The sequence below is a fragment of the Chryseobacterium oryzae genome (assembly GCF_022811665.1).
GTDB classification, from domain to species: domain Bacteria; phylum Bacteroidota; class Bacteroidia; order Flavobacteriales; family Weeksellaceae; genus Chryseobacterium; species Chryseobacterium oryzae.
This window is the reverse complement of sequence record NZ_CP094529.1, coordinates 2,017,561-2,036,958: the sequence shown is the minus strand read 5'-3', so window position 1 is coordinate 2,036,958 and position 19,398 is coordinate 2,017,561. Positions and strand designations below refer to the sequence as shown.

Below are 19,398 nucleotides of genomic sequence, written 5' to 3'. Positions count from 1 at the left end.
AATTTATTTCAATTTATGGTCTTAGTAACGGGTGCTACCGGAATTTTAGGCAGAGTTATCGTTCTTGAACTTTTAAAAAAAGGGAGAAAAGTAAGAGCTGCCAAAAGACCTTCTAGCAATATTCAGGAAGTTAAGGAATCTTACCGCTTCTATACCGACAATCCCAATATTTTTTTTGATAAAATAGAGTGGGTTGATGTAGATTTTGATGATATTTTTTCTCTCGAAATGGCTCTGAAAGATGTTACAGAAGTCTATCACTGTGCAGCTAAAGTAAGCTTTCATCCAAAAGATGAAAAAGAGATGTATCATACCAACATTAAAGGCACAGAAAACTTATTCTATGTCTGCGAAAATTCTTCGGTTGAAAAGTTTCTTCATGTAAGTTCTATTGCTGTTTTGGATACGTTAAACGAAAACGGTGAGCTGGATGAGAATTCAGACTTCAATCCTAAAGAAGAGCATTCTGCTTATGCAATTTCTAAACATCTTTCTGAAATGGAAGCGTGGAGAGCTTCTGCAGAAAATTTAAATGTTATCATCATTAATCCCGGAATGATTGTAGGAAGCGGAAATTGGGGTAAAAGCAGTGGCGATATATTCCCGACTTTTGAAAAAAACAGTTTCACATTTTCTGGCGGAACAAGCTATGTTGATGTAAGGGATGTTGCAGAAATTTCTCTTCTCTTAATGGAAAAAAATGCTTTCGGAGAACGCTTCATTCTCATTTCTGAAGGAAAAAAATATACAGAAATAGCTGGTCAGGTTCGAAGTAAACTAGGATTGAAAGAAGCTAAAATAATGTCTAAATCTCTGTTGAATTTCGGAAGAATTTTGAACATTCTATTCGGATGGCTGGTTCCTTCGCTAAGGATGATTACCAAAACGAATATTGATGCAATTACGACCATGACTGTAATTTCGAATCATAAAATAAAGGAAAAATTGAACTATCAATTTATTCCGATCAAAGAAAGCATCGCCTTTCATCTCAATAACTATATTAACGACAAAAAGCTGAATACAAAGTAATGAATCTTGCAGAGGTAATCATCAAAAAAAATGTAGAAAAACATCCTTTAAAATCAGCAGTTGGCTTTAAGAAAAAAGATGCAGGCTGGAAAGAACTGAGTTGGAATAAATTAAGCGAAATTATTTATAAAACTGCCAATTCCCTGAAAAATATGGGGATTGAGGAAAATGACAGAGTCACCATTTATGCAGATAATTCTGCAGAATGGGTAATTTTTGATTTAGCCATAATGTCTATTGGAGCTATTACGGTTCCTATTTACTCTACCAATAATCAGGAACAGGCAGAATTTATCCTGAAGGATTCTGGTTCTAAAATGGTTTTGGTAGGAAATCAGATTCAATACGATGCTTGTCTGTCAATTTTGCAGAAAGAAGAGACCGAATTAAAGTCTATCATCATATCAAAAAAAGCAGTTTGGATTAAAAAAGAGTTCAGCAGTTTTTATCTGGAAGATTTTATTGCCAAATCATCATCAAAACTGGAATTTACGCCCAGAGAAAAAGATGATACTGCTACCATTATCTATACTTCGGGAACCACAGGGAATCCTAAAGGAGTTGTTATTCCGCACGGAAATTTCATCAATGTCTTTAATGCCCATTTTGAGTATTACCAATTTAAAAATTTCGAAGAAGAACTTTCTCTAGCTTTTTTACCATTAACTCACGTTTTCGAAAGAAGCTGGAGTTTACTTTGTTTATATGGCGGTGCAAGAGTTTATTTTCTTGAAGATCCTAAAGATATTGCCAAAGAATTGGTAGAGGTAAAACCTACAATGATGTGTACGGTTCCAAGGTTTTTGCAGAAGGTTTTTGCAGGAGTTTTAGATAAAGCAGAGGAAGGTTCACCTTTAAAAAAGAAAATTTTCGGTTGGGCATTGCAAAACGGAAAACAGACCGCCGAATATAAAAGAACAGGAAGCAAAATTCCTTTTGGCTTAAAAGCGAAAGAAACCATTGCGAATTTGTTGGTTTACAGCAAAATTAAAGAAAAGCTGGGAGGCAGACTTTGGTTTATTCCTTGTGGTGGAGCTTCTTTATCACCGGAAGTTACCCAGTTTTTCGAATCTGTAGATATCCATATCACTGTGGGATACGGGCTTACAGAAACTACCGCAACTTTAACGGCTTTTCCTTTCAGAAATTTTGTACATGGAACTTGCGGAAAAGCATTACCCGGAGTAGAGCTGCGCATCGGAGAAAATGACGAAATTCAGGCAAAAGGAAACGGTATTATGAAAGGCTACTATAACCAGCCGGAAGAAACGAGGAAAGTCTTTACAGAAGACGGTTGGTTTAAGACCGGTGATGCCGGTAAAATAGATGCCGAAGGAAACCTTACCATTACAGACCGATTAAAGGATCTGATGAAGACTTCCAACGGTAAATATATCGCTCCCCAAATGATTGAAAATCTTCTTACCAATAATAATTTTATCCAGCAAATTGTTTTAATTGCAGAAGGTAAACAGTTTGTTTCTGCCTTAATTGTTCCTAATTTTGAATTTTTGAAGGATTATCTAAAAAAGAATTCAATTAGTTTTACCAATTGGGAAGAAATTGTTCATAAAAAGGAAATTATCGATTTTTATAAAGAGAAAATTAAAGAAATTCAGCAGCCTCTTTCGGATTTTGAAAAAGTGAAAAAATTTACATTAATGCCCGCAGAATTTGAAATCAGCAGCGGAGAAATCACTCCAACCTTAAAAGTAAAAAGAAACATCGTTCTGAAAAAATATGCCGATATTATTGAGAAGATGTATTGATTTGAGGATAAAACCATAAAAGAGGAGCCCTGAAAGGGCGAAATAAAAATCCATTAGTATTAATTTTGTATTTTAATGAAATACAGTTTCTACATTTTTAAATGATGACAACAAACGAATTTTTAGGAAAAGAAAATTTTACCATACAGAATACAACGGTTTCAGAAAGCTGCCCGTCTAATATTGCCTTAATTAAATATTGGGGAAAATATAAAGACCAAATCCCTGCAAACCCGAGTATCAGCTATACTTTGAATCACTGTAGAACCAATACTCAAATAGAATTTTCAGCAAATGAATCATTTTCAGTTCAGACCTTTCTTGCAGGAAAAGAAGAATTAAAATTTGCCGAAAAAATCGAAAAATATTTTAGAAATATCGAAAAATATTTGCCTTGGATTTTAAAAGGAAAATATATTATCAAAACAGAAAATACTTTTCCTCACAGTTCAGGGATTGCAAGTTCAGCTTCAGGTTTCGGAGCTATTGCAAAATGTCTTATGCGTTTGGATGAACAATTTTCTTATGAAAGCCAAGATTCATCAATTGCCAATGATTTATCATCATTTATACTAAAAAAAGCGTCATTTTTAGCAAGATTGGGAAGCGGAAGTGCATGCAGAAGTCTGTACAGTGGTTTGGTTGTTTGGGGAGAATCTGAAGAAGTGTCCGGAAGTTCAGATCTATTTGCCGTTAAATATTCTGATGATGAGATTCATTCTGTTTTTAAAAATTTTAATGATTGGGTTTTGCTCATTCATGAAGGGGTAAAAAGTGTTTCTTCTACGGTTGGTCATGGTTTGATGAATACTAATCCTTACGCTGAAAGAAGATTTCAGGAAGCACGAGAAAATTTTGTTCCCATGAAAGAGATCCTGAAATCCGGAAATATGGAGCAGTTTATACAATTGGTAGAGCACGAGGCCTTAACTCTCCATGCCATGATGATGATGAGCGAACCTGCATTTATTCTGATGAAAACAGGAACTTTGGAAGTCATCAATAAAATTTGGGATTTCAGAAAATCTACTCATCTTCCTTTATTTTTCACTTTAGACGCCGGAGCCAATGTGCATCTTTTGTTCCCAAATGACGGTTCAGAAAAACAAATAAAGTCATTCATAGAATCTGAATTGTTGCAGCATACTCAAAATAATGGAGTAGTGAAAGATGTAATGATATGGTAAGAAAAAAGAAATTTTTTATAATTGCAGTTTTTGTCTTGTTAATAGCTTTGTTTTTTAGCATATCTATAGAAAAAGGAGCTACAAGAACTTGGGGGAAAAATAGAACAATAAGCTGGAGATGGGATTGGAGAAGTATTTTGCCTTTTTAAAATAAATATCTTCAATAATGGGAAGAAATTTATCTCTTGATATTCTCAAAATTATTCTTGCATTTTTCGTTGTGTTTCTGCACATGAATTTTCTGAAAGAATCTCATCCTATACTCAGTTATATGTTGGTAAATGGGATTTTTAGATTGGCAGTGCCTGTTTTTTTAATAATCACCGGTTATTATTTTTTTCATATAGATAATAAAGAAAAACTGAAGAAATGGCTTTTCAGAACTTTATTGCTGTATGTTGTTTGGATGGCTATCTATTACTCTTTTTGGAAAAATACAGATGATTTTCTTCTTACTATTATTTTCGGATACCATCATTTGTGGTACTTAATCGGTACTTTTTTTTCGGGAATTATTCTTTTTTATCTCAGAAAATTGTCTTCAGGAGTTTTAATGGCGATTATTGCAGTTTTATTCTTAACAGGTTACTGTATACAGGTATTGGGGAATCTTCATATTCTGAAAAATGCAAACGATTCTCTACTGAATAATTATTTGATGTACCGTAATTTCTTATTTGTCTGTCTGCCTTTTTTAAGCATTGGTTTTTTAATCAATAAAGAAAAGGCAAGCCTTAGCAATATTAAATATTCATCAGTTTGGGTTTTTATAGGGTGTGTTTTGGTCGGTTTAGAAGCATATCTCAACTATATATTCATTAGCCACGAAAATACAGATATTTTGCTTTCTCTGTTTTTTACCAGTCCTATCCTTTTTTTGTATGCACAGAAAAGATATGTAAAAAGCAGTTCCAAAATATTGGCAAATTTATCTACAGCTATTTATTTTGTTCACCCTTTTATTATGAAATCGAGTTGGTTTGTAGAAATTAAATCATTTAAAGTTCTTATTTTAATATCAGTATTAATACCGGTGAGTATTGTTTTGGTTTTTATCAATAAAAACTTAAATATCTTTTGTAGTTAGTTAGGGATTGAAAAAGACAGCCAAAAGCTGTCTTTAAAGTATTTTTTGAAATGATTTTAATTGAAATCGTAATTAATAATAACGATCCTTAGCAGAAAATGTACAAAATCTTCATCTGCTTTATTTCTGTTGATGAGTTTGTTTTTGTAGTCGTAAGAAGTAAGAGTTCTTGTTAAGTTCTTATACATTTCAAAATCTTCATCTTTCAACTTTATTTTTATAAATCCGTCTTTTCTGTGGACAATTTGGTCATCCAAGGTTCTTACCTTAAGTACTACCTCGCACAATTTTGTTCCTTTCCCGGTATATCTTTCAATAACATTCACCTTGAAAGAATCGAACACAATAGCATGAAAAACAAGGGTAAGATTAGACTCGGGCGTTCGCAGCTGAAGCTGATAATTCATTTGAAATAGTTTTAAATTGCGCGTCGAAATTACAAAAAAATCTAAGATCTATTTATGAGTTCAGTAGTTTCTAGCGCAGTTTGTGGATAAGTTTTTTATGATAAAATAGACAAGAGGCTTGTAAAAAGCCTCCTATTTTTAATTAAATAAATCTTTTACTTTGTCGAAAAAAGTTTTTTCTTTACCAGAGGGTTCGGCAACCATTTCTCCGCTGTTCATTTGCTTTTCGAAGAATTCTTTTTGGTCTTTTGTAAGCTTTTGCGGAGTCCATACGTTAATATGAATAAACATATCGCCTTTTCCGTAGCTGTCTATGCTTGGTAATCCTTTTCCTGCTAATCTTAATATTTTTCCGGATTGTGTTCCTGCATCAATGGTAATTTTCACTTTACCACCAACTGTAGGGATTTCTTTTTTAGTCCCCAAAGCTGCCTCTGCAAAAGAAATATATAATTCCTGATGAAGATTATCGCCTTCTCTCTTTATAGTAGCATCTGCTTCCTCTTCAATAATAACCAAAAGATCTCCAGGAACTCCGCCAAAAGGTGCATCGTTACCTTTTCCTCTTACGTTAAGCTGTATTCCGTCTCTAGCTCCTGCAGGAATACTGATTGTAACTTCCTCATCATCTTTTATCAATCCTTGAGCATTGGCTCCTGCCGGAATTTTGTCTGCAACTTTACCGATTCCCTGACAAGTTCCGCAGGTAGTTTGGGTCTGCATTTGTCCGAACATGGTGTTCATCACTTTCATTTGAACTCCGGAACCGTTACATGTAGGACATGTTTTTGAAGTTGCACCTTCCGCAAGCTTCATTTTTTTTACTTTGAGAGTTTTCTGGGTTCCGTTCACCATTTCATCCAGATTCAGTTTAATTCTAACTCGCAAATTAGAACCTTTTACCTGTTGACGACCACCTCCGCCGCCAAAACCTCCGAAACCTCCTCCGAAAATATCTCCAAACTGGCTGAAAATATCTTCCATGTTCATACCTCCGCCGAAGCCTCCGCCTCCAAAGCCTCCGTTTCCTCCAACACCGGCATGACCGAACTGGTCATATCGAGCACGTTTTTGGTCGTCACTCAAAACTTCATAAGCTTCTGCTGCTTCTTTAAATTTTTCTTCAGCCACTTTATCACCCGGATTTTTGTCTGGATGATGTTTAATAGCCATTTTTCGGTATGCTTTCTTTATTTCTTCGGAACTGGCAGATTTGCTTATCTCTAGAACCTCGTAATAATCTCTTTTTGACATGATATATTATAATTGATGTTGATAAATGATTATTGATGCTTCATAAAACTAAGTGAAAATTTTCCTCAATAGTCACTCATCATTTATCATTAACGAATTTTAGTTTCCGGTTACTACTTTAGCAAAACGGATTACTTTGTCTCCTAAAGTGTATCCTGTTTCAATAACATCTACTATTTTACCTTTTAGTTCGGGCGTTGGAGCCGGGATTTGCGTAATAGCTTCATGAAAATCTACATTAAAATTATCACCTGCTCTTACTTCCATTGCTTTTAATCCTTTTTCAGTAAGTTTGTTTTTGAATTTATTATAAATTAATTCAACACCTTGAAGATCTGCTTCACTTCCGTTTTTAGCAATTTCTTTTAGAGCTCTTTCGAAATCATCCAATACTCCCAACATAGAAATCATCATGTCTTGGTTTGCATATTGGAAGAATTCCATTTTTTCTTTGGAAGTTCTTTTTTTATAATTTTCGAATTCCGCATACAATCTAATGTAACGATCTTTTTCCACTGCCAAAAGTTCTTCTGCAGTAGGAGTTTCTGCCACATTTTCCTGTTGATTATTTTGAGATTCGTTAGCGTTTTCTTCGTGTTTATTGATGTTTTCTTCGTTGATATCCTGATTTTCCATAATTCAATAACTTTTTACATTGTGATTTGTCAAACAGTTTGCCAAATAAAAAATAATGACAATTAGGCAGAGTTTGTTTTCTAATATGAAAGTAATTAAGATTTCAGGGAGCTATTTCCAGCTATCCACTCATACTCCTCACGCCTATTCTGTCCTTAGCTTATTCCGAGGCTGTCCCTTACAAGTTGCGGGGTAACCGTTACTATCTGGGCTAAAAATCTCTTTTTTTTGAAACGTAATTAATAAATATTGAAAGTTGAAAATTTTAAATTAAAATAGTAGTTCTATCATTCAAAAGTATTCATCATTAGCCCCGATTGCAGTGGAAATCCTTTTTTGAAAAAAAAGATTGCAACGGAAAGCGGGAAAAAGCTCCTAAAAAATTACCCGAAAACTGTTTGATACAAAAGGTATAGATTAAGCACAATAATAATTCCTGAGATAATCCATACAGAAATTTTTAGAATGGGTTTGTTCACAAATTCTCCCATTTTAGATTTGTCGTTGGTAAACATTACCAGAGGAACTACGGCAAAACTCAGTTGCATGGATAGAATAACCTGGCTTAAAACCAATAAATCTGTAGTGCCCTGTTCTCCGTAAAGTATTGCTACAATAAGAGCAGGAATCACCGCAATAAGTCTGGTAATTAGCCTTCTGAGCCATGGCTTAAGACTGATGTTCAGAAATCCTTCCATTACGATTTGTCCGGCAAGCGTTCCTGTAAGCGTAGAATTTTGTCCGGATGCCAAAAGAGCAATGGCAAAAGCAATACTCGCCATAGAAGCTCCCAAAATTGGAGTCAGCATTTTATAGGCATCATGAATATCTGCAATGTGCTGATTTCCCGTAGTATGGAAAGTTGCTGCAGCTAAAATAAGAATTGCTGCATTAATGAAAAAAGCAATTAAAAGGGAAACTGTACTGTCTAAAGTTGCGAATTTTATAGCTTCTTTTTTTCCGGCTCTATCTCTATCGTAATCCCTTGTCTGCACAATACTGCTGTGAAGATATAAGTTATGAGGCATTACTGTGGCACCTAAAATCCCTATCCCGATATAAAGTGCAGCAGGATTGGTGATGATTTCTTTCTGTGGAACTAATCCGCCTAAAATCTGATTAATTTCTGGTTTTGAAATGATAAGTTCATACCCAAAACAAATTAGAATGATAAAAATTAATCCTCCAACAATACTTTCCACCCATCTGAATCCTTTTGCCTGAAGCAATAATATTAAAAGTACGTCGATAGTTGTAATAACAATACCCCATGTTAATGGAATTCCGAAAAGTAAATTGAGTGCGATTGCAGAACCGATGACTTCGGCAAGATCGCAAGCAGCAATTGCTATTTCGCAAAGAATCCAAAGAATAACATTCGTAGTTGGGCTAAAGTGATCTCTACAAGCCTGCGCCAAATCTCGTTCGGTTGCAACCCCAAGTTTTACGGAAAGGTGCTGTAAAACCATAGCAAAAATATTGGATATAAGAATTACAGAAAGTAGAGTATACCCAAACTGAGCACCACCGGCAATATCGGTAGCCCAATTACCAGGATCCATATACCCAACTGCAATCATTAAGCCTGGCCCTGCAAATGCAAGATACTTTCGCCAAAATCCTGATTTTTTCGGAATGGGAATAGAAGAGAAAACTTCAGGCAAGGAATCTGATACTTTTTCTTTTCTCCAGCCTTCTTTTATTTTGAAATTCATGTATTGTTAGAATATACTAACAAAATTAATTAAATTAAACGAATTCTATCGCAGGTATCAAAAAAAATCCTGAAAAAATTTTTCAGGATTTAATCATTTATTTTTTAAATAAAGTTTATTTTGTAAATCTTACAGACATTTTTCTGTCTACTGCTCTTTCTGCATCAGAAGCTTTTGCGTCTACTTTTGCAAATTCGCTTCCATATCCATCGGCAGCAATTACTTGCGATGCTACTCCTTGTTTAGATAACCAATCTTTAATGAAGTTAGCTCTTTCAGCAGATAGTTTTAAATTGTTAGCTTCATTTCCTGTTTTATCGGTGTAACCACCAATTTTTATTTTAGCATCAGGAAAAGCTTTTAAAATAGCAACTAAATTTTGTAACTGACTTTCTGAACCTGCTTCAAGTTGGTTTGCACTTCCCATTTTAAAATTTACATGGTCGAAATCGAACCATCTGTTTTTTAGTGCAGCGTCATCTTTTGCATTGGTGTATTCTCCAGATTTAAGGAAAGAAATCATTTGATCTTCCATACCGTTTCTGTATCCTTTAAGAGCTGTACCATTAAGGTCGATATCTTCATCTACTTTTGTGGTAGTTGCTGTAGAATTCACAGTAGTTGTATCGGTTTTGGTCTTTAAAGAATCGCCTTCTACACTTGTAGTAGTGGTAGTTTCGCTCTTACGGCATTGTTGCCAAAGAAAATAAGATGCAACAAGCAAAAGAATTACTGGTAAAAGCCATTTCCATATAGATCCACCTTCTGAAGAAGTAGTTCTATCCGGAAAAGTTCCTGTTTCTGCCGTACTTCTTGTTACTTCTACGCGTGGAGCATCTACTACTGGCTTTGTTGCAGGATTTTCATTTCCTTCAAAACCATATCCTTTAGCCCAATCTCCTACATTAAGGGATGCTAAAGAAAGACCTGCAGGTAATAAAGTAGAAATTATTCCTTTTTGGTCATTTAATAAAGATGCAATTCCGTTTCGGTCTAAATTGTTTTCAGAAGCATATTTTCCTATAGATCCTATGGTTGCTCCTGTAACCATATTCAATAAAGATGAAGAAGAATTGTTGCTGATTCCAGCATAAGTAGCGACGCTGTTGATAATTCCGCTTAGTTTATCTCCAAAAATTGATGTTAATAATCCCGATATAAAAGAATTGCCTGATGTTGCGCTCGATAAACTCCCCAAAATTCCGTTTGAAGAAGAGTTTGCTACAGTATCTAATACAGTTGGGTTGTCTGAATTGTTTGCCAAACCTCCAATCACCACAGGAAGTAATCCTGAAATAGCTTTAGAAATTCCGGATTCGCTTTCTCCCAGTTGTGAGGCTGTCTGAGAAACTAATGCGGCTCCAAGTTGCCCTTTAATAAGATCAATAATGTTTAATGCCATAATAATTTATTTTTTAAAATTAATGTTATTTAAAATTAAACAAAAATTCATCCAAAAGTGGTTGTAAAATAAAAAATCTATAAAAATTTTAAAAATTTTTATAGATTTAGTAAATTATTATGTTAAATTTAATAAGCTTTAGCAAATAAAACCCTTCTTTTAGAAGGTTTTCCGCTTACCATAGAAACTCCTTCTTCAATATCATCATTCAGCGGAATGCATCGTATGGTTGCTTTTGTTTCTTCTTTAATCTGCTCTTCTTCTTCAGCCGTTCCATCCCAATGAGCATAAATAAATCCTCCTTTTTCTTCAAGAACTTTTTTGAATTCTTCGTAAGAATCTACTTTTGTAATGTTTTCTTCACGGAAACTGAACGCTTTTTTATAAATATCTTCCTGAATAGTTTTTAAAAGGTCTTCAATATAAGAATCTAATCCTTCTAAAGGACGTACTTCTTTTGTAAGATTGTCTCTTCGCGCAATTTCAACAGATTTATTTTCTAAGTCTTTCGGTCCGATGGCAATTCTTAAAGGAACTCCTTTTAGTTCGTATTCGGCAAATTTCCAACCTGGTTTGTTTTGGGTATCGTTATCAAATTTTACCGAGATGCCTTTTAATTTTAATTTATTCTGAATTTCCAAAGCAACTTCACTTATTTCATTAAGCTGTTCTTCTCCTTTGAAAATAGGAACAATAACCACTTGTATAGGAGCTAATGTTGGAGGAAGTATGAGACCAAAATCATCAGAGTGAGTCATGATTAGAGCTCCCATTAAACGTGTTGATGTTCCCCAAGAAGTTGCCCATGCATATTCTATTTTTCCTTCTTTGTTGGTAAATTTAACATCAAAAGCTTTAGCGAAATTTTGTCCTAAAAAGTGAGAAGTTCCTGCCTGTAAAGCTTTACCGTCCTGCATTAATGCTTCAATGCAATATGTTTCATCAGCTCCCGCAAATCTCTCCGAAGGAGTTTTTAATCCCTGAATAACAGGAATTGCCATGAAATTTTCTGCAAAATCTGCATATACTTTATTCATTTTTTCTGCTTCTTCTACGGCTTCATCACGAGTAGCATGTGCTGTGTGACCTTCCTGCCAAAGAAACTCTGAAGTTCTTAGAAATAATCTGGTTCTCATTTCCCATCTTACAACGTTTGCCCATTGGTTAATAAGAATTGGCAAATCTCTGTAAGATTGAATCCAATTTTTGTAGGTATTCCATATAATGGCTTCAGAAGTAGGTCTTACGATAAGTTCTTCTTCCAGCTTTGCATCTGGATCTACGATGAGTTTATGAGGATTGTTAGGGTCTGTTTTCAGTCTGTAATGGGTAACAACTGCACATTCTTTTGCGAACCCTTCGGCATTTTTTTCTTCAGCTTCAAACAAGCTTTTGGGAACAAAAAGAGGGAAATAAGCATTAACGTGACCGGTTTCTTTGAATTTTTTGTCCATTTCGTCACGCATCTTCTCCCAAATTGCGTATCCGTATGGTTTTATAACCATAGAACCTCTTACTCCGGAATTTTCTGCTAAATCTGCTTTTACAACTAACTCATTGTACCACTTGCTGTAATCTTCGCTTCTTGAAGTTAATTTTGCCATTAATTTTTTTTTAATATTTTAACTTTTGTAAAATTATGTAATCTAAAAATAAAGATTTATTTTTGATAGATTTTTCGCACCAACAATTGGTATATTTTTGGTACCGAATGCAAATATAATTTAAATTAAAAAAAATAATACATTATCATGAAAAGAAATATACATAAATTTTTATTTGAAACTCTAAAATCTAAAGGTATTTTAGCTGTTTCAGGTGGTTTATTGTTAATGTCATGTGGTGCCCAAATGGGAGGATACAGCGAGACAGACGGTGTTTATTACGATCCCAATAAAGATACTCTTCCGGAAGGTGTAATTATTAATAATGAAGGAAACAGAGTAGGAGATTACTACGATTATTATAGCGACAGCAGTGTAATTGAAAATTCTCAAATTAACCAGCAACAACAGAATAACCGTTACAACGATTGGAGCAATACCAATTGGAATAACAATGCAACAGATTCCGATTGGGGAAATTTTGCAGGAAGCCAAACCAATTATTATGATAACTCTTGGGGCTACGGTTACGGAATGATGGGTTGGGGTTCTCCATGGGGTTGGGGATATAATCCTTACTGGGGCTGGGGTTCTGGTTGGGGTATGAGCATGTCTTTCGGCTGGGGATCCGGTTGGGGATGGGGAGGCTACAATCCTTATTGGGGAATGGGCTGGAATAACTGGGGAAACCCTTATTATGGTGGATGGTATGGCAATCCTTATTGGGGTTGGGGAAATGGTTATTGGGGAGGAAATTATTATGTTCCTTCGTATAGAAGAAGCGGAGCAAATGGCAGATCTGGCTTTAATGGAGGAGCTTTATATGGATATAGAAATATGAATACAGCTTCAGGATTCCGTAATAATACAAATGGTTTCAGATCCGGAAATGCTAATGGCTATCGTCAAGGTAGTAATAATTCAGGATTCAGACAAGGAACTGGAGATGGAGGATTTAGACAAGGTGCTAACAACGGCGGATTCCGACAAGGTTCGGATAATGGCGGATTCAGAAATCAGCCAGGGATGAGAAATCCTAACGGTAACATGAATCAGCAAAGACCTAATTACGATTACAGACCTCAGTCTCAACCAAGAAGAAATGACAACTTTAACAGACCAAGCGATAATGGAGGATTCAGATCTGGTGGTTTTAACTCCGGAAGCGGTGGTGGATTTAGAGGTGGTTCTTCAGGCGGTGGAGGCGGCTTCAGATCTGGCGGCGGAGGCGGCGGTTTTAGATCTGGTGGTAGATAATATAAATTAATAACTATTCTTGAAAATAATGTTAAAAAAATCTCTTGTACTAATGAGTGTTACTGCAGCTTTTTATCTGCAGGCTCAGGATATATCGGTAATCAGAAATTCGGTAGATGTGTATTCTAACACACCTATGACGGGAAGCTCTAAATTTAACGCTATGGCGGGTTCTAATGGTGCTTTAGGAGGAGATGCTTCTTCTTTGCTTACCAATCCTGCCGGATTAGGTGTGGCTATTGCGGGTGATGTTTCCGTAACGCTTTCTGTGGAAAACAATAAAAATACAAGTACATTAGCCGGAAATTCGGTTAACTATAACATCAGCAAAGTTAATCTTGGGAATGTAGGAGGTGTGGCAGCATTTCAACTGATGACAGAAACACCTTGGAAATTCATCAATTTAGGAGCAAATATGTCTACAACATCTCTGGAAAATTATGTAGAATCTCCGGGAAATTCAAATGTTGTTATTTCTAAAAATCTTGTGGATGGTTCTGGAAATAATGTAGTAGGAAACTTATCCTATTTAGGACATGCTTATAACAGATACGGAACTCAAACTAAATTTAATTTAGGTGTTGGTGCCAATTACAATAACTCACTTTATTTAGGAGCTAGTGTAAATATGCATTATGTAGATTTAGAACAGTACGACAGTGCTAGTTTTGGTCTAGATTTAGATAAAACGGCATATACATTCAATAAACAATATACTCCTTTCTCAGAAAAATCTAACGGGTTTTCTGCAACGGTCGGAGTTTTAGGAAAAATTACAAATCAGCTTAGATTGGGAGCATCTATAGAAACTCCTACTTGGTGGTCTTTGGATAGAGTTTATACAGACTATTATACTGGAACAGACGGATACGTTTATCAGGATAGCTTTGTTGAAGACAGAACCTTCAGATCTCCAATGAAAGCAACTTTAAGTGGAGCTTTTGTAGCAAGTAAGAATTTTGCCATTGATGTAGATTATACTTTAGGTATTACAAAACCACATTATAAAGTTCAGGGAGATGCAGAAAAAGAATTAAACTCTTTTTTCAGTGATACCTACAAAAATTTATCTGAAATAAAAGTGGGAGCAGAATATAGAATTAAATCTTTCCGTTTAAGAGGAGGGTATTCTTATACATCCAGCCCGTTTGATAATATGACGGTTAGCGCATTTACCAACTCAGGATCTACTGCTCAGACCAATTTTAGCAATATGATTTTGGGCGATAGAAATATGATTGGGGCAGGATTGGGCTATGATTTTGGGAAATTCTATATAGATGCTGCTTATCAGAATATTACTTCAAATTATAAAAATCCGTTCTTAGCGGGTCATTCAGATTTCGGAACAGGATATTATTCTTCAGATTTTGATGTTGCAACTCCAAATTCTGTTGTTTCGGATGTGAAAAACGTGAGAAACAATATTTTTGTAACTGTTGGTTGGAAATTTTAATATCAATAAGTTAGTATAAAAAAAGGCTTCGAAAGATAATTTTGAAGCCTTTTTTATTTTCGTTATTGATGATTTTTAATGAATATGTTCTGAATGAGGATGTACATGGAACAGATGTATCATTAATGCAAGAGAGACGCCTAACAGCACCAACCCAATTTTCGTCCAGTCTACATTATGATTTTTATTACTTTCAAAAATAATTACAGACGAAATATGAAGAAAAATTCCTCCTACAATAGCCAGAAAATAAGGCTGCCATTCTGGATTGAAATAATTTCCTAACAGCATCCCAAAAGGTGAAGCCAACGCAAATAAAGCGACAATGAGTATTGATGGATAAGATGCTTTAGTACTCTTTCTATTAAATAAAAATGCTCCCAATATAAAAGAAATTGGGATGTTGTGTACCAAAATTCCCATTAAATACGGAGAAAAAGGGTTTTCTTCATTTCCTAAAGGAATTCCTTCTATAAATGCATGGATAAAAAGCCCTACCATGAGAGCCATAGGCAAGATATTGTTTTCGCTGTGATGATGAAAATGTCCGTGCTCAAAACCTTTTGTAAGAGCCTCTAAAATCATTTGAAGCAATACACCTCCGATAACAAAAATGCCTAAATTTTCAGTTTCGCTGTGATAAACTTCCGGAAAAACTTCGTTCAGGCAGATTGTAATTAAAAAACCGGCGCTTACAATTAAAAGATTTTTTGCGAACTTTTCTTTTTTACCAAAGTATTTTCCCAGTAAAACTCCAGCAACAACACTTAATATAAGTAAAATAAAAATCATAAATGCTGTTATTTTTTCCTGAATAGGTTAATGCAACGTGGAGATTTTTCTTTTTCAAAATCGTTCAGTTGATAATCTCCCCAAATTGTGATTCTTTCAAACCCACATTCTTGAGCGTAATTTTCAATGGTTTCTAAAGTGTGAAGCTTCACTTTTTCAAAAAAATGATGAGATTTACCATCAGCTTCAAATTGTATATCCTTTATGATGTGTCTCCCTTCGATTTTTTTGGAAATTTTAAAATCAATTCCCTCTCTGTTTACAGTTGCTTCAGGAACTAAAGTATTTCTTACAAACTGTTCATTAAGATAATCGAGAACAAAATAACCTTCTGGTTTAAGAATTTCATGTACAGACTGAAAAACTTTTCGGTCATCTTCTTCATTATCAAAATATCCAAAACTTGTAAAAAGGTTAAAAACTGCGTCTACAGGTTCGGCTTTTATGGGATTTCGCATATCATGAACCTGAAAATGAAGTGCAGGCTCAGAGTCATGAGTTTCAAATTTTTTATTATGATCAATACTTTGTTTTGAAAGATCTAAGCCTAAAACATCGTAACCAAGCTGATTCAGAAAAACCGAATGTCTTCCTTTACCACAGGCTAAATCTATTATTTTTGATGATTTTGCAAGTTGAAGTTCAGATGTTAATGCAGTAATGAAATTTTCTGCTTCTGTGTAATCTCTGTTGCTGTAAAGTATGTGATAATAAGGGGTATCAAACCAAGATTCAAACCATTCCATATTGCAAAAGTAAGGATTTTTGTTGGAAGCTTAACCTAAGCAAAATCATGAATCAAAACAGTATTCATGAGATTATGAGATTATTTTATTATCAAAACTCATCAACACAACTTAACGATTAAAATTTGACTATTTTTGCAGAATGGATACAGAAAATCTCAAAATTCAGATAAAAACATTTTTCGGACTGGAAGTTATCTTGGCGGAAGAAATAAAAAAGCTTGGCGGGAGAAACGTAGAAATTAAAAATCGTGCAGTAAACTGTGAAGGCGATTTAGGCTTTTTATATAAAATAAATTATTCTGCTAGAACTGCTCTTAAAATTATTATTCCTATTCTGGAGTTTAAAGCGTTCAATGAAAGTAAATTTTATGATAAGCTTTTTAAGTTTGAATGGGACGAGTTTATGGACGTAGATCAAACATTTGCAATAGATTCTACGGTAAATTCTGAAAGATTCAAGCATTCCCAATTCATGACTTTTAAGATGAAGGATGCCATTGTAGATTATTTTCAGAACAAATACCATAAAAGACCAAGTATAGAAACAAAATCTCCGGATATAAAATTTCACTTGCATATTGATCGCGAATTGGTTACCATTTCTCTCGATTCTTCCGGTGATCCGCTCTTTAAAAGAGGTTACAGAAAAGAGCAGGGAGAAGCTCCTATTAATGAAGTTTTGGCAAGCGGTATGCTTCAGTTGGCTGGTTGGGACGGAAAAGGAAATTTTCTAGATCCAATGTGTGGTTCAGGAACTCTTTTAATTGAAGCTGCAATGATTGCACTCGATTTGCCTGCTCAGATTTTCAGAAGAAGATTTTCATTCCAGAACTGGAAAAACTACGATGCAGATTTGTTTTCTAAGATTAAAGAAGTAAGGGTAAACAGAGTGAAAGAATTTACAGGAAAAATTGTTGGTTATGATATTGATGCGAGAATGCTGAATGCCGCAAGAACCAATGTAGAATCTGCAGAAATGGAAGATATTATTGAAGTGAAAAAACAGAATTTCTTCGATTCTAAAAAAGATCTTTTCCCTTTGTTAATGGTGTTCAATCCTCCATACGATGAAAGAATTTCTATAAATGATGACGATTTTTATAAGAAAATAGGGGATACATTTAAAACGAATTATCCAAATACTTTGGCTTGGCTCATTTCTTCAGATTTGGAAGCGGTAAAGAAAATTGGACTTCGACCTTCAAGAAAAATTAAACTTTTCAACGGAAAATTGGAAACAAGATTTTTACAATACGAAATGTATGAAGGTACTAAGAAAGTACATAAATTAGAAGATAAAAAATAATATTTTTATAAAACATATTAGTAAAAAAGCCTTGAAAATTTATTTTCAAGGCTTTTTTTGTTAATGGTATTTTTAATTTTATCCCAAATATGGATATTTGTAATCTTTAGGAGAAACAAAAGTTTCTTTGATGGATCTTACTGAAGTCCATCTCAAAAGATTCATCTTAGAACCGGCTTTATCATTGGTTCCGGAAGCTCTTCCTCCGCCGAAAGGCTGTTGCCCTACAACGGCACCCGTTGGCTTGTCGTTGATATAAAAGTTTCCTGATGCATTTTCCAAAGCTTTGAATGCTTCATTAATTACATATCTGTCTTGTGCAAAAACAGATCCCGTTAAGGAATAAGGAGATGAAGAATCTACCAACTGCAAAGTTTCTGCCCATTGTTCATCTTCGTATACATAGATAGATAAAATAGGCCCGAAGATTTCTTCCACCATACTTTCGTAATGAGGATTTGTGGTTTCAATTACGGTAGGATAAACAAACCAACCTTTAGAATCATCTGTTTTACCACCGATCACTACGTTGGCTTCGGTAGAAGCATTGGCTCTGTCGATGTATCCTTTACATTTTTCGAAAGAGTTTTTATCAATTACAGCATTCACAAAATTGGAAGGATCTTCAGGAGAACCTACTTTTATAGATGAAATCTGAGTTTCCATTACTTTTTTCACATCATTCCAAATAGATTTAGGAATATATGCTCTGGAAGCTGCGGAACACTTCTGTCCCTGATATTCGTAAGCACCTCTTACCAAAGCAGTAGCTACAGCATCCACATTAGCAGAAGAATGGGCAATCACGAAATCTTTTCCTCCTGTTTCACCTACAATTCTAGGGTACGTTCTGTAGTTATGAATATTATCGCCAATCATTTTCCACATTCCCTGAAAAACCTTTGTAGAACCTGTAAAATGAAGTCCAGCAAAATCTCTGTGTGCCAAAACTTTATCAGCAGTTTCTTTTCCGTCTGTAAAAATCATGTTAATAACACCTGCAGGAAGACCAGCTTCTGCTAAAACATCCATAATTACTTTCGCAGAATAAATTTGCTTGTCTGATGGTTTCCAAACCACTACATTCCCGAGCATTGCCATACAGGTTGGCAGGTTTCCTGAAATTGCTGTAAAGTTGAACGGAGTTACTGCAAAACAGAAACCTTCTAATGGTCTATATTCTATTCTATTCCAGATTCCTGCATCAGAGACTGGTTGCTCAGAATACATTTCCGTCATAAATTCTACGTTGAATCTTAGGAAATCTATGAATTCACACGCTGCATCAATTTCAGTCTGATGAACATTTTTAGACTGCCCAATCATGGTTGCAGCATTAATTACGTCTCTGTAAGGTCCTGCCAAAAGATCAGCTGCCTTTAAGAAAATGGCTGCACGCTGTTCCCAACCCAGTTCGTTCCACTGTTTTTTTGCTGCTAAAGCGGCATTAATGGCATCATCTACATGCTGCATGGTTCCTTTATGGTAGAAACCAAAATCATGAGTGTGATCCTGTGGTGACTGTAGTTGTACCTTATCTCCTGTTTTAACTTCTTTACCATTAATAATCATTGGTACTTCAGTTTTTTCTGCCCACATTTTTTTGTAAGTGGCAAGAAGAGATTTTACTTCTGAAGATCCTGGTAAATAAGATGTTACAGGCTCATTTACTGCAAAAGGGACTTGCGAAATTGCTTTTGACATATCGTTGTATTGTTTGTTTTGCTTTTTCACAAATTTACAAC

16 protein-coding genes are annotated in these 19,398 nt (G+C 34.9%); 7 read left to right on the top strand and 9 right to left on the bottom strand.

From position 1 onward, the window contains the following. Window positions 1-15: 15 nt before the first annotated feature. The 4 genes from MTP08_RS09345 to MTP08_RS09330 all read left to right on the top strand — a co-directional run bounded on the left by MTP08_RS09345 (window position 16) and on the right by MTP08_RS09330 (window position 5,075). Window positions 16-1,032, top strand: a complete 1,017-nt coding sequence (locus tag MTP08_RS09345; RefSeq protein ID WP_243575777.1) for an NAD-dependent epimerase/dehydratase family protein — start codon at window positions 16-18, stop codon at window positions 1,030-1,032. Then, a complete protein-coding gene (locus MTP08_RS09340) occupies window positions 1,032-2,801 on the top strand; it encodes an AMP-dependent synthetase/ligase (protein WP_243575776.1) in 1,770 nt (589 codons plus the stop codon). Before MTP08_RS09345 ends, MTP08_RS09340 begins: the two co-directional genes overlap by 1 nt. 104 nt (window positions 2,802-2,905) lie before the next feature. Beyond that, window positions 2,906-3,988 carry a diphosphomevalonate/mevalonate 3,5-bisphosphate decarboxylase family protein gene (locus MTP08_RS09335; protein ID WP_243575775.1) on the top strand — a complete coding sequence of 361 codons (1,083 nt, stop codon included), beginning with the start codon at window positions 2,906-2,908 and terminating at the stop codon, window positions 3,986-3,988. Between the two features lie 166 nt (window positions 3,989-4,154). Then, window positions 4,155-5,075 (top strand): acyltransferase family protein, encoded by a 921-nt coding sequence (locus MTP08_RS09330; RefSeq protein WP_243575774.1) that lies wholly within the window; start codon window positions 4,155-4,157, stop codon window positions 5,073-5,075. A 56-nt stretch (window positions 5,076-5,131) separates the two neighbouring features. On the opposite strand, the gene MTP08_RS09325 is transcribed toward MTP08_RS09330, so the two are convergent. The 6 genes from MTP08_RS09325 to proS all read right to left on the bottom strand — a co-directional run bounded on the left by MTP08_RS09325 (window position 5,132) and on the right by proS (window position 12,093). Then, on the bottom strand, window positions 5,132-5,482 hold the full coding sequence (locus MTP08_RS09325; RefSeq protein WP_243575773.1) for a prevent-host-death protein: 351 nt from the start codon (window positions 5,480-5,482) through the stop codon (window positions 5,132-5,134). 138 nt (window positions 5,483-5,620) lie between these two features. After that, the gene (dnaJ, locus tag MTP08_RS09320; protein WP_243575771.1) at window positions 5,621-6,736 is read right to left on the bottom strand and encodes a molecular chaperone DnaJ; all 1,116 of its coding nucleotides are present in this window, start codon (window positions 6,734-6,736) and stop codon (window positions 5,621-5,623) included. A gap of 99 nt (window positions 6,737-6,835) precedes the next feature. Then, window positions 6,836-7,372 (bottom strand): nucleotide exchange factor GrpE, encoded by a 537-nt coding sequence (locus MTP08_RS09315; protein WP_209388938.1) that lies wholly within the window; start codon window positions 7,370-7,372, stop codon window positions 6,836-6,838. 383 nt (window positions 7,373-7,755) lie between these two features. Further along, complete coding sequence (locus MTP08_RS09310; RefSeq protein ID WP_243575768.1) at window positions 7,756-9,087, bottom strand: Nramp family divalent metal transporter; 1,332 nt, start codon at window positions 9,085-9,087, stop codon at window positions 7,756-7,758. 115 nt (window positions 9,088-9,202) lie between these two features. Continuing rightward, complete coding sequence (locus tag MTP08_RS09305) at window positions 9,203-10,489, bottom strand: OmpA family protein (RefSeq protein ID WP_243575767.1); 1,287 nt, start codon at window positions 10,487-10,489, stop codon at window positions 9,203-9,205. Between the two features lie 128 nt (window positions 10,490-10,617). Further along, window positions 10,618-12,093 (bottom strand): proline--tRNA ligase, encoded by a 1,476-nt coding sequence (proS, locus tag MTP08_RS09300; RefSeq protein ID WP_243575765.1) that lies wholly within the window; start codon window positions 12,091-12,093, stop codon window positions 10,618-10,620. A 147-nt stretch (window positions 12,094-12,240) separates the two neighbouring features. Between proS and MTP08_RS09295 the strand changes: the two genes are divergently transcribed. Beyond that, window positions 12,241-13,350 carry a prolyl-tRNA synthetase gene (locus MTP08_RS09295; protein WP_243575764.1) on the top strand — a complete coding sequence of 370 codons (1,110 nt, stop codon included), beginning with the start codon at window positions 12,241-12,243 and terminating at the stop codon, window positions 13,348-13,350. A gap of 52 nt (window positions 13,351-13,402) precedes the next feature. Continuing rightward, complete coding sequence (locus tag MTP08_RS09290; protein WP_243575763.1) at window positions 13,403-14,806, top strand: OmpP1/FadL family transporter; 1,404 nt, start codon at window positions 13,403-13,405, stop codon at window positions 14,804-14,806. Window positions 14,807-14,881: 75 nt separating this feature from the next. Here MTP08_RS09290 and MTP08_RS09285 read toward each other — a convergent pair whose 3' ends face one another. After that, complete coding sequence (locus MTP08_RS09285) at window positions 14,882-15,598, bottom strand: ZIP family metal transporter (RefSeq protein WP_209388944.1); 717 nt, start codon at window positions 15,596-15,598, stop codon at window positions 14,882-14,884. 8 nt (window positions 15,599-15,606) lie between these two features. Next, window positions 15,607-16,344, bottom strand: coding sequence for a class I SAM-dependent methyltransferase (locus tag MTP08_RS09280; RefSeq protein WP_243575762.1), 738 nt, complete (start codon window positions 16,342-16,344; stop codon window positions 15,607-15,609). Window positions 16,345-16,486: 142 nt separating this feature from the next. Between MTP08_RS09280 and MTP08_RS09275 the strand changes: the two genes are divergently transcribed. Beyond that, window positions 16,487-17,653 carry a THUMP domain-containing class I SAM-dependent RNA methyltransferase gene (locus tag MTP08_RS09275; protein ID WP_243575761.1) on the top strand — a complete coding sequence of 389 codons (1,167 nt, stop codon included), beginning with the start codon at window positions 16,487-16,489 and terminating at the stop codon, window positions 17,651-17,653. A 78-nt stretch (window positions 17,654-17,731) separates the two neighbouring features. Here the strand turns inward: MTP08_RS09275 and pruA are convergent, their stop codons facing one another. Next, window positions 17,732-19,357 (bottom strand): L-glutamate gamma-semialdehyde dehydrogenase, encoded by a 1,626-nt coding sequence (gene pruA, locus MTP08_RS09270; RefSeq protein ID WP_243575760.1) that lies wholly within the window; start codon window positions 19,355-19,357, stop codon window positions 17,732-17,734. Window positions 19,358-19,398: the final 41 nt, after the last annotated feature.

What these genes read in the sequence shown, in the direction of transcription:
- MTP08_RS09345 (WP_243575777.1), top strand. Translation starts at nt 16, where the DNA reads ATGGTCTTAGTAACGGGTGCTACCGGAATTTTAGGCAGAGTTATCGTT.
- MTP08_RS09340 (WP_243575776.1), top strand. Translation starts at nt 1,032, where the DNA reads ATGAATCTTGCAGAGGTAATCATCAAAAAAAATGTAGAAAAACATCCT.
- MTP08_RS09335 (WP_243575775.1), top strand. Translation starts at nt 2,906, where the DNA reads ATGACAACAAACGAATTTTTAGGAAAAGAAAATTTTACCATACAGAAT.
- MTP08_RS09330 (WP_243575774.1), top strand. Translation starts at nt 4,155, where the DNA reads ATGGGAAGAAATTTATCTCTTGATATTCTCAAAATTATTCTTGCATTT.
- MTP08_RS09325 (WP_243575773.1), bottom strand. Translation starts at nt 5,482, where the DNA reads ATGAATTATCAGCTTCAGCTGCGAACGCCCGAGTCTAATCTTACCCTT.
- dnaJ (WP_243575771.1), bottom strand. Translation starts at nt 6,736, where the DNA reads ATGTCAAAAAGAGATTATTACGAGGTTCTAGAGATAAGCAAATCTGCC.
- MTP08_RS09315 (WP_209388938.1), bottom strand. Translation starts at nt 7,372, where the DNA reads ATGGAAAATCAGGATATCAACGAAGAAAACATCAATAAACACGAAGAA.
- MTP08_RS09310 (WP_243575768.1), bottom strand. Translation starts at nt 9,087, where the DNA reads ATGAATTTCAAAATAAAAGAAGGCTGGAGAAAAGAAAAAGTATCAGAT.
- MTP08_RS09305 (WP_243575767.1), bottom strand. Translation starts at nt 10,489, where the DNA reads ATGGCATTAAACATTATTGATCTTATTAAAGGGCAACTTGGAGCCGCA.
- proS (WP_243575765.1), bottom strand. Translation starts at nt 12,093, where the DNA reads ATGGCAAAATTAACTTCAAGAAGCGAAGATTACAGCAAGTGGTACAAT.
- MTP08_RS09295 (WP_243575764.1), top strand. Translation starts at nt 12,241, where the DNA reads ATGAAAAGAAATATACATAAATTTTTATTTGAAACTCTAAAATCTAAA.
- MTP08_RS09290 (WP_243575763.1), top strand. Translation starts at nt 13,403, where the DNA reads ATGAGTGTTACTGCAGCTTTTTATCTGCAGGCTCAGGATATATCGGTA.
- MTP08_RS09285 (WP_209388944.1), bottom strand. Translation starts at nt 15,598, where the DNA reads ATGATTTTTATTTTACTTATATTAAGTGTTGTTGCTGGAGTTTTACTG.
- MTP08_RS09280 (WP_243575762.1), bottom strand. Translation starts at nt 16,344, where the DNA reads ATGGAATGGTTTGAATCTTGGTTTGATACCCCTTATTATCACATACTT.
- MTP08_RS09275 (WP_243575761.1), top strand. Translation starts at nt 16,487, where the DNA reads ATGGATACAGAAAATCTCAAAATTCAGATAAAAACATTTTTCGGACTG.
- pruA (WP_243575760.1), bottom strand. Translation starts at nt 19,357, where the DNA reads ATGTCAAAAGCAATTTCGCAAGTCCCTTTTGCAGTAAATGAGCCTGTA.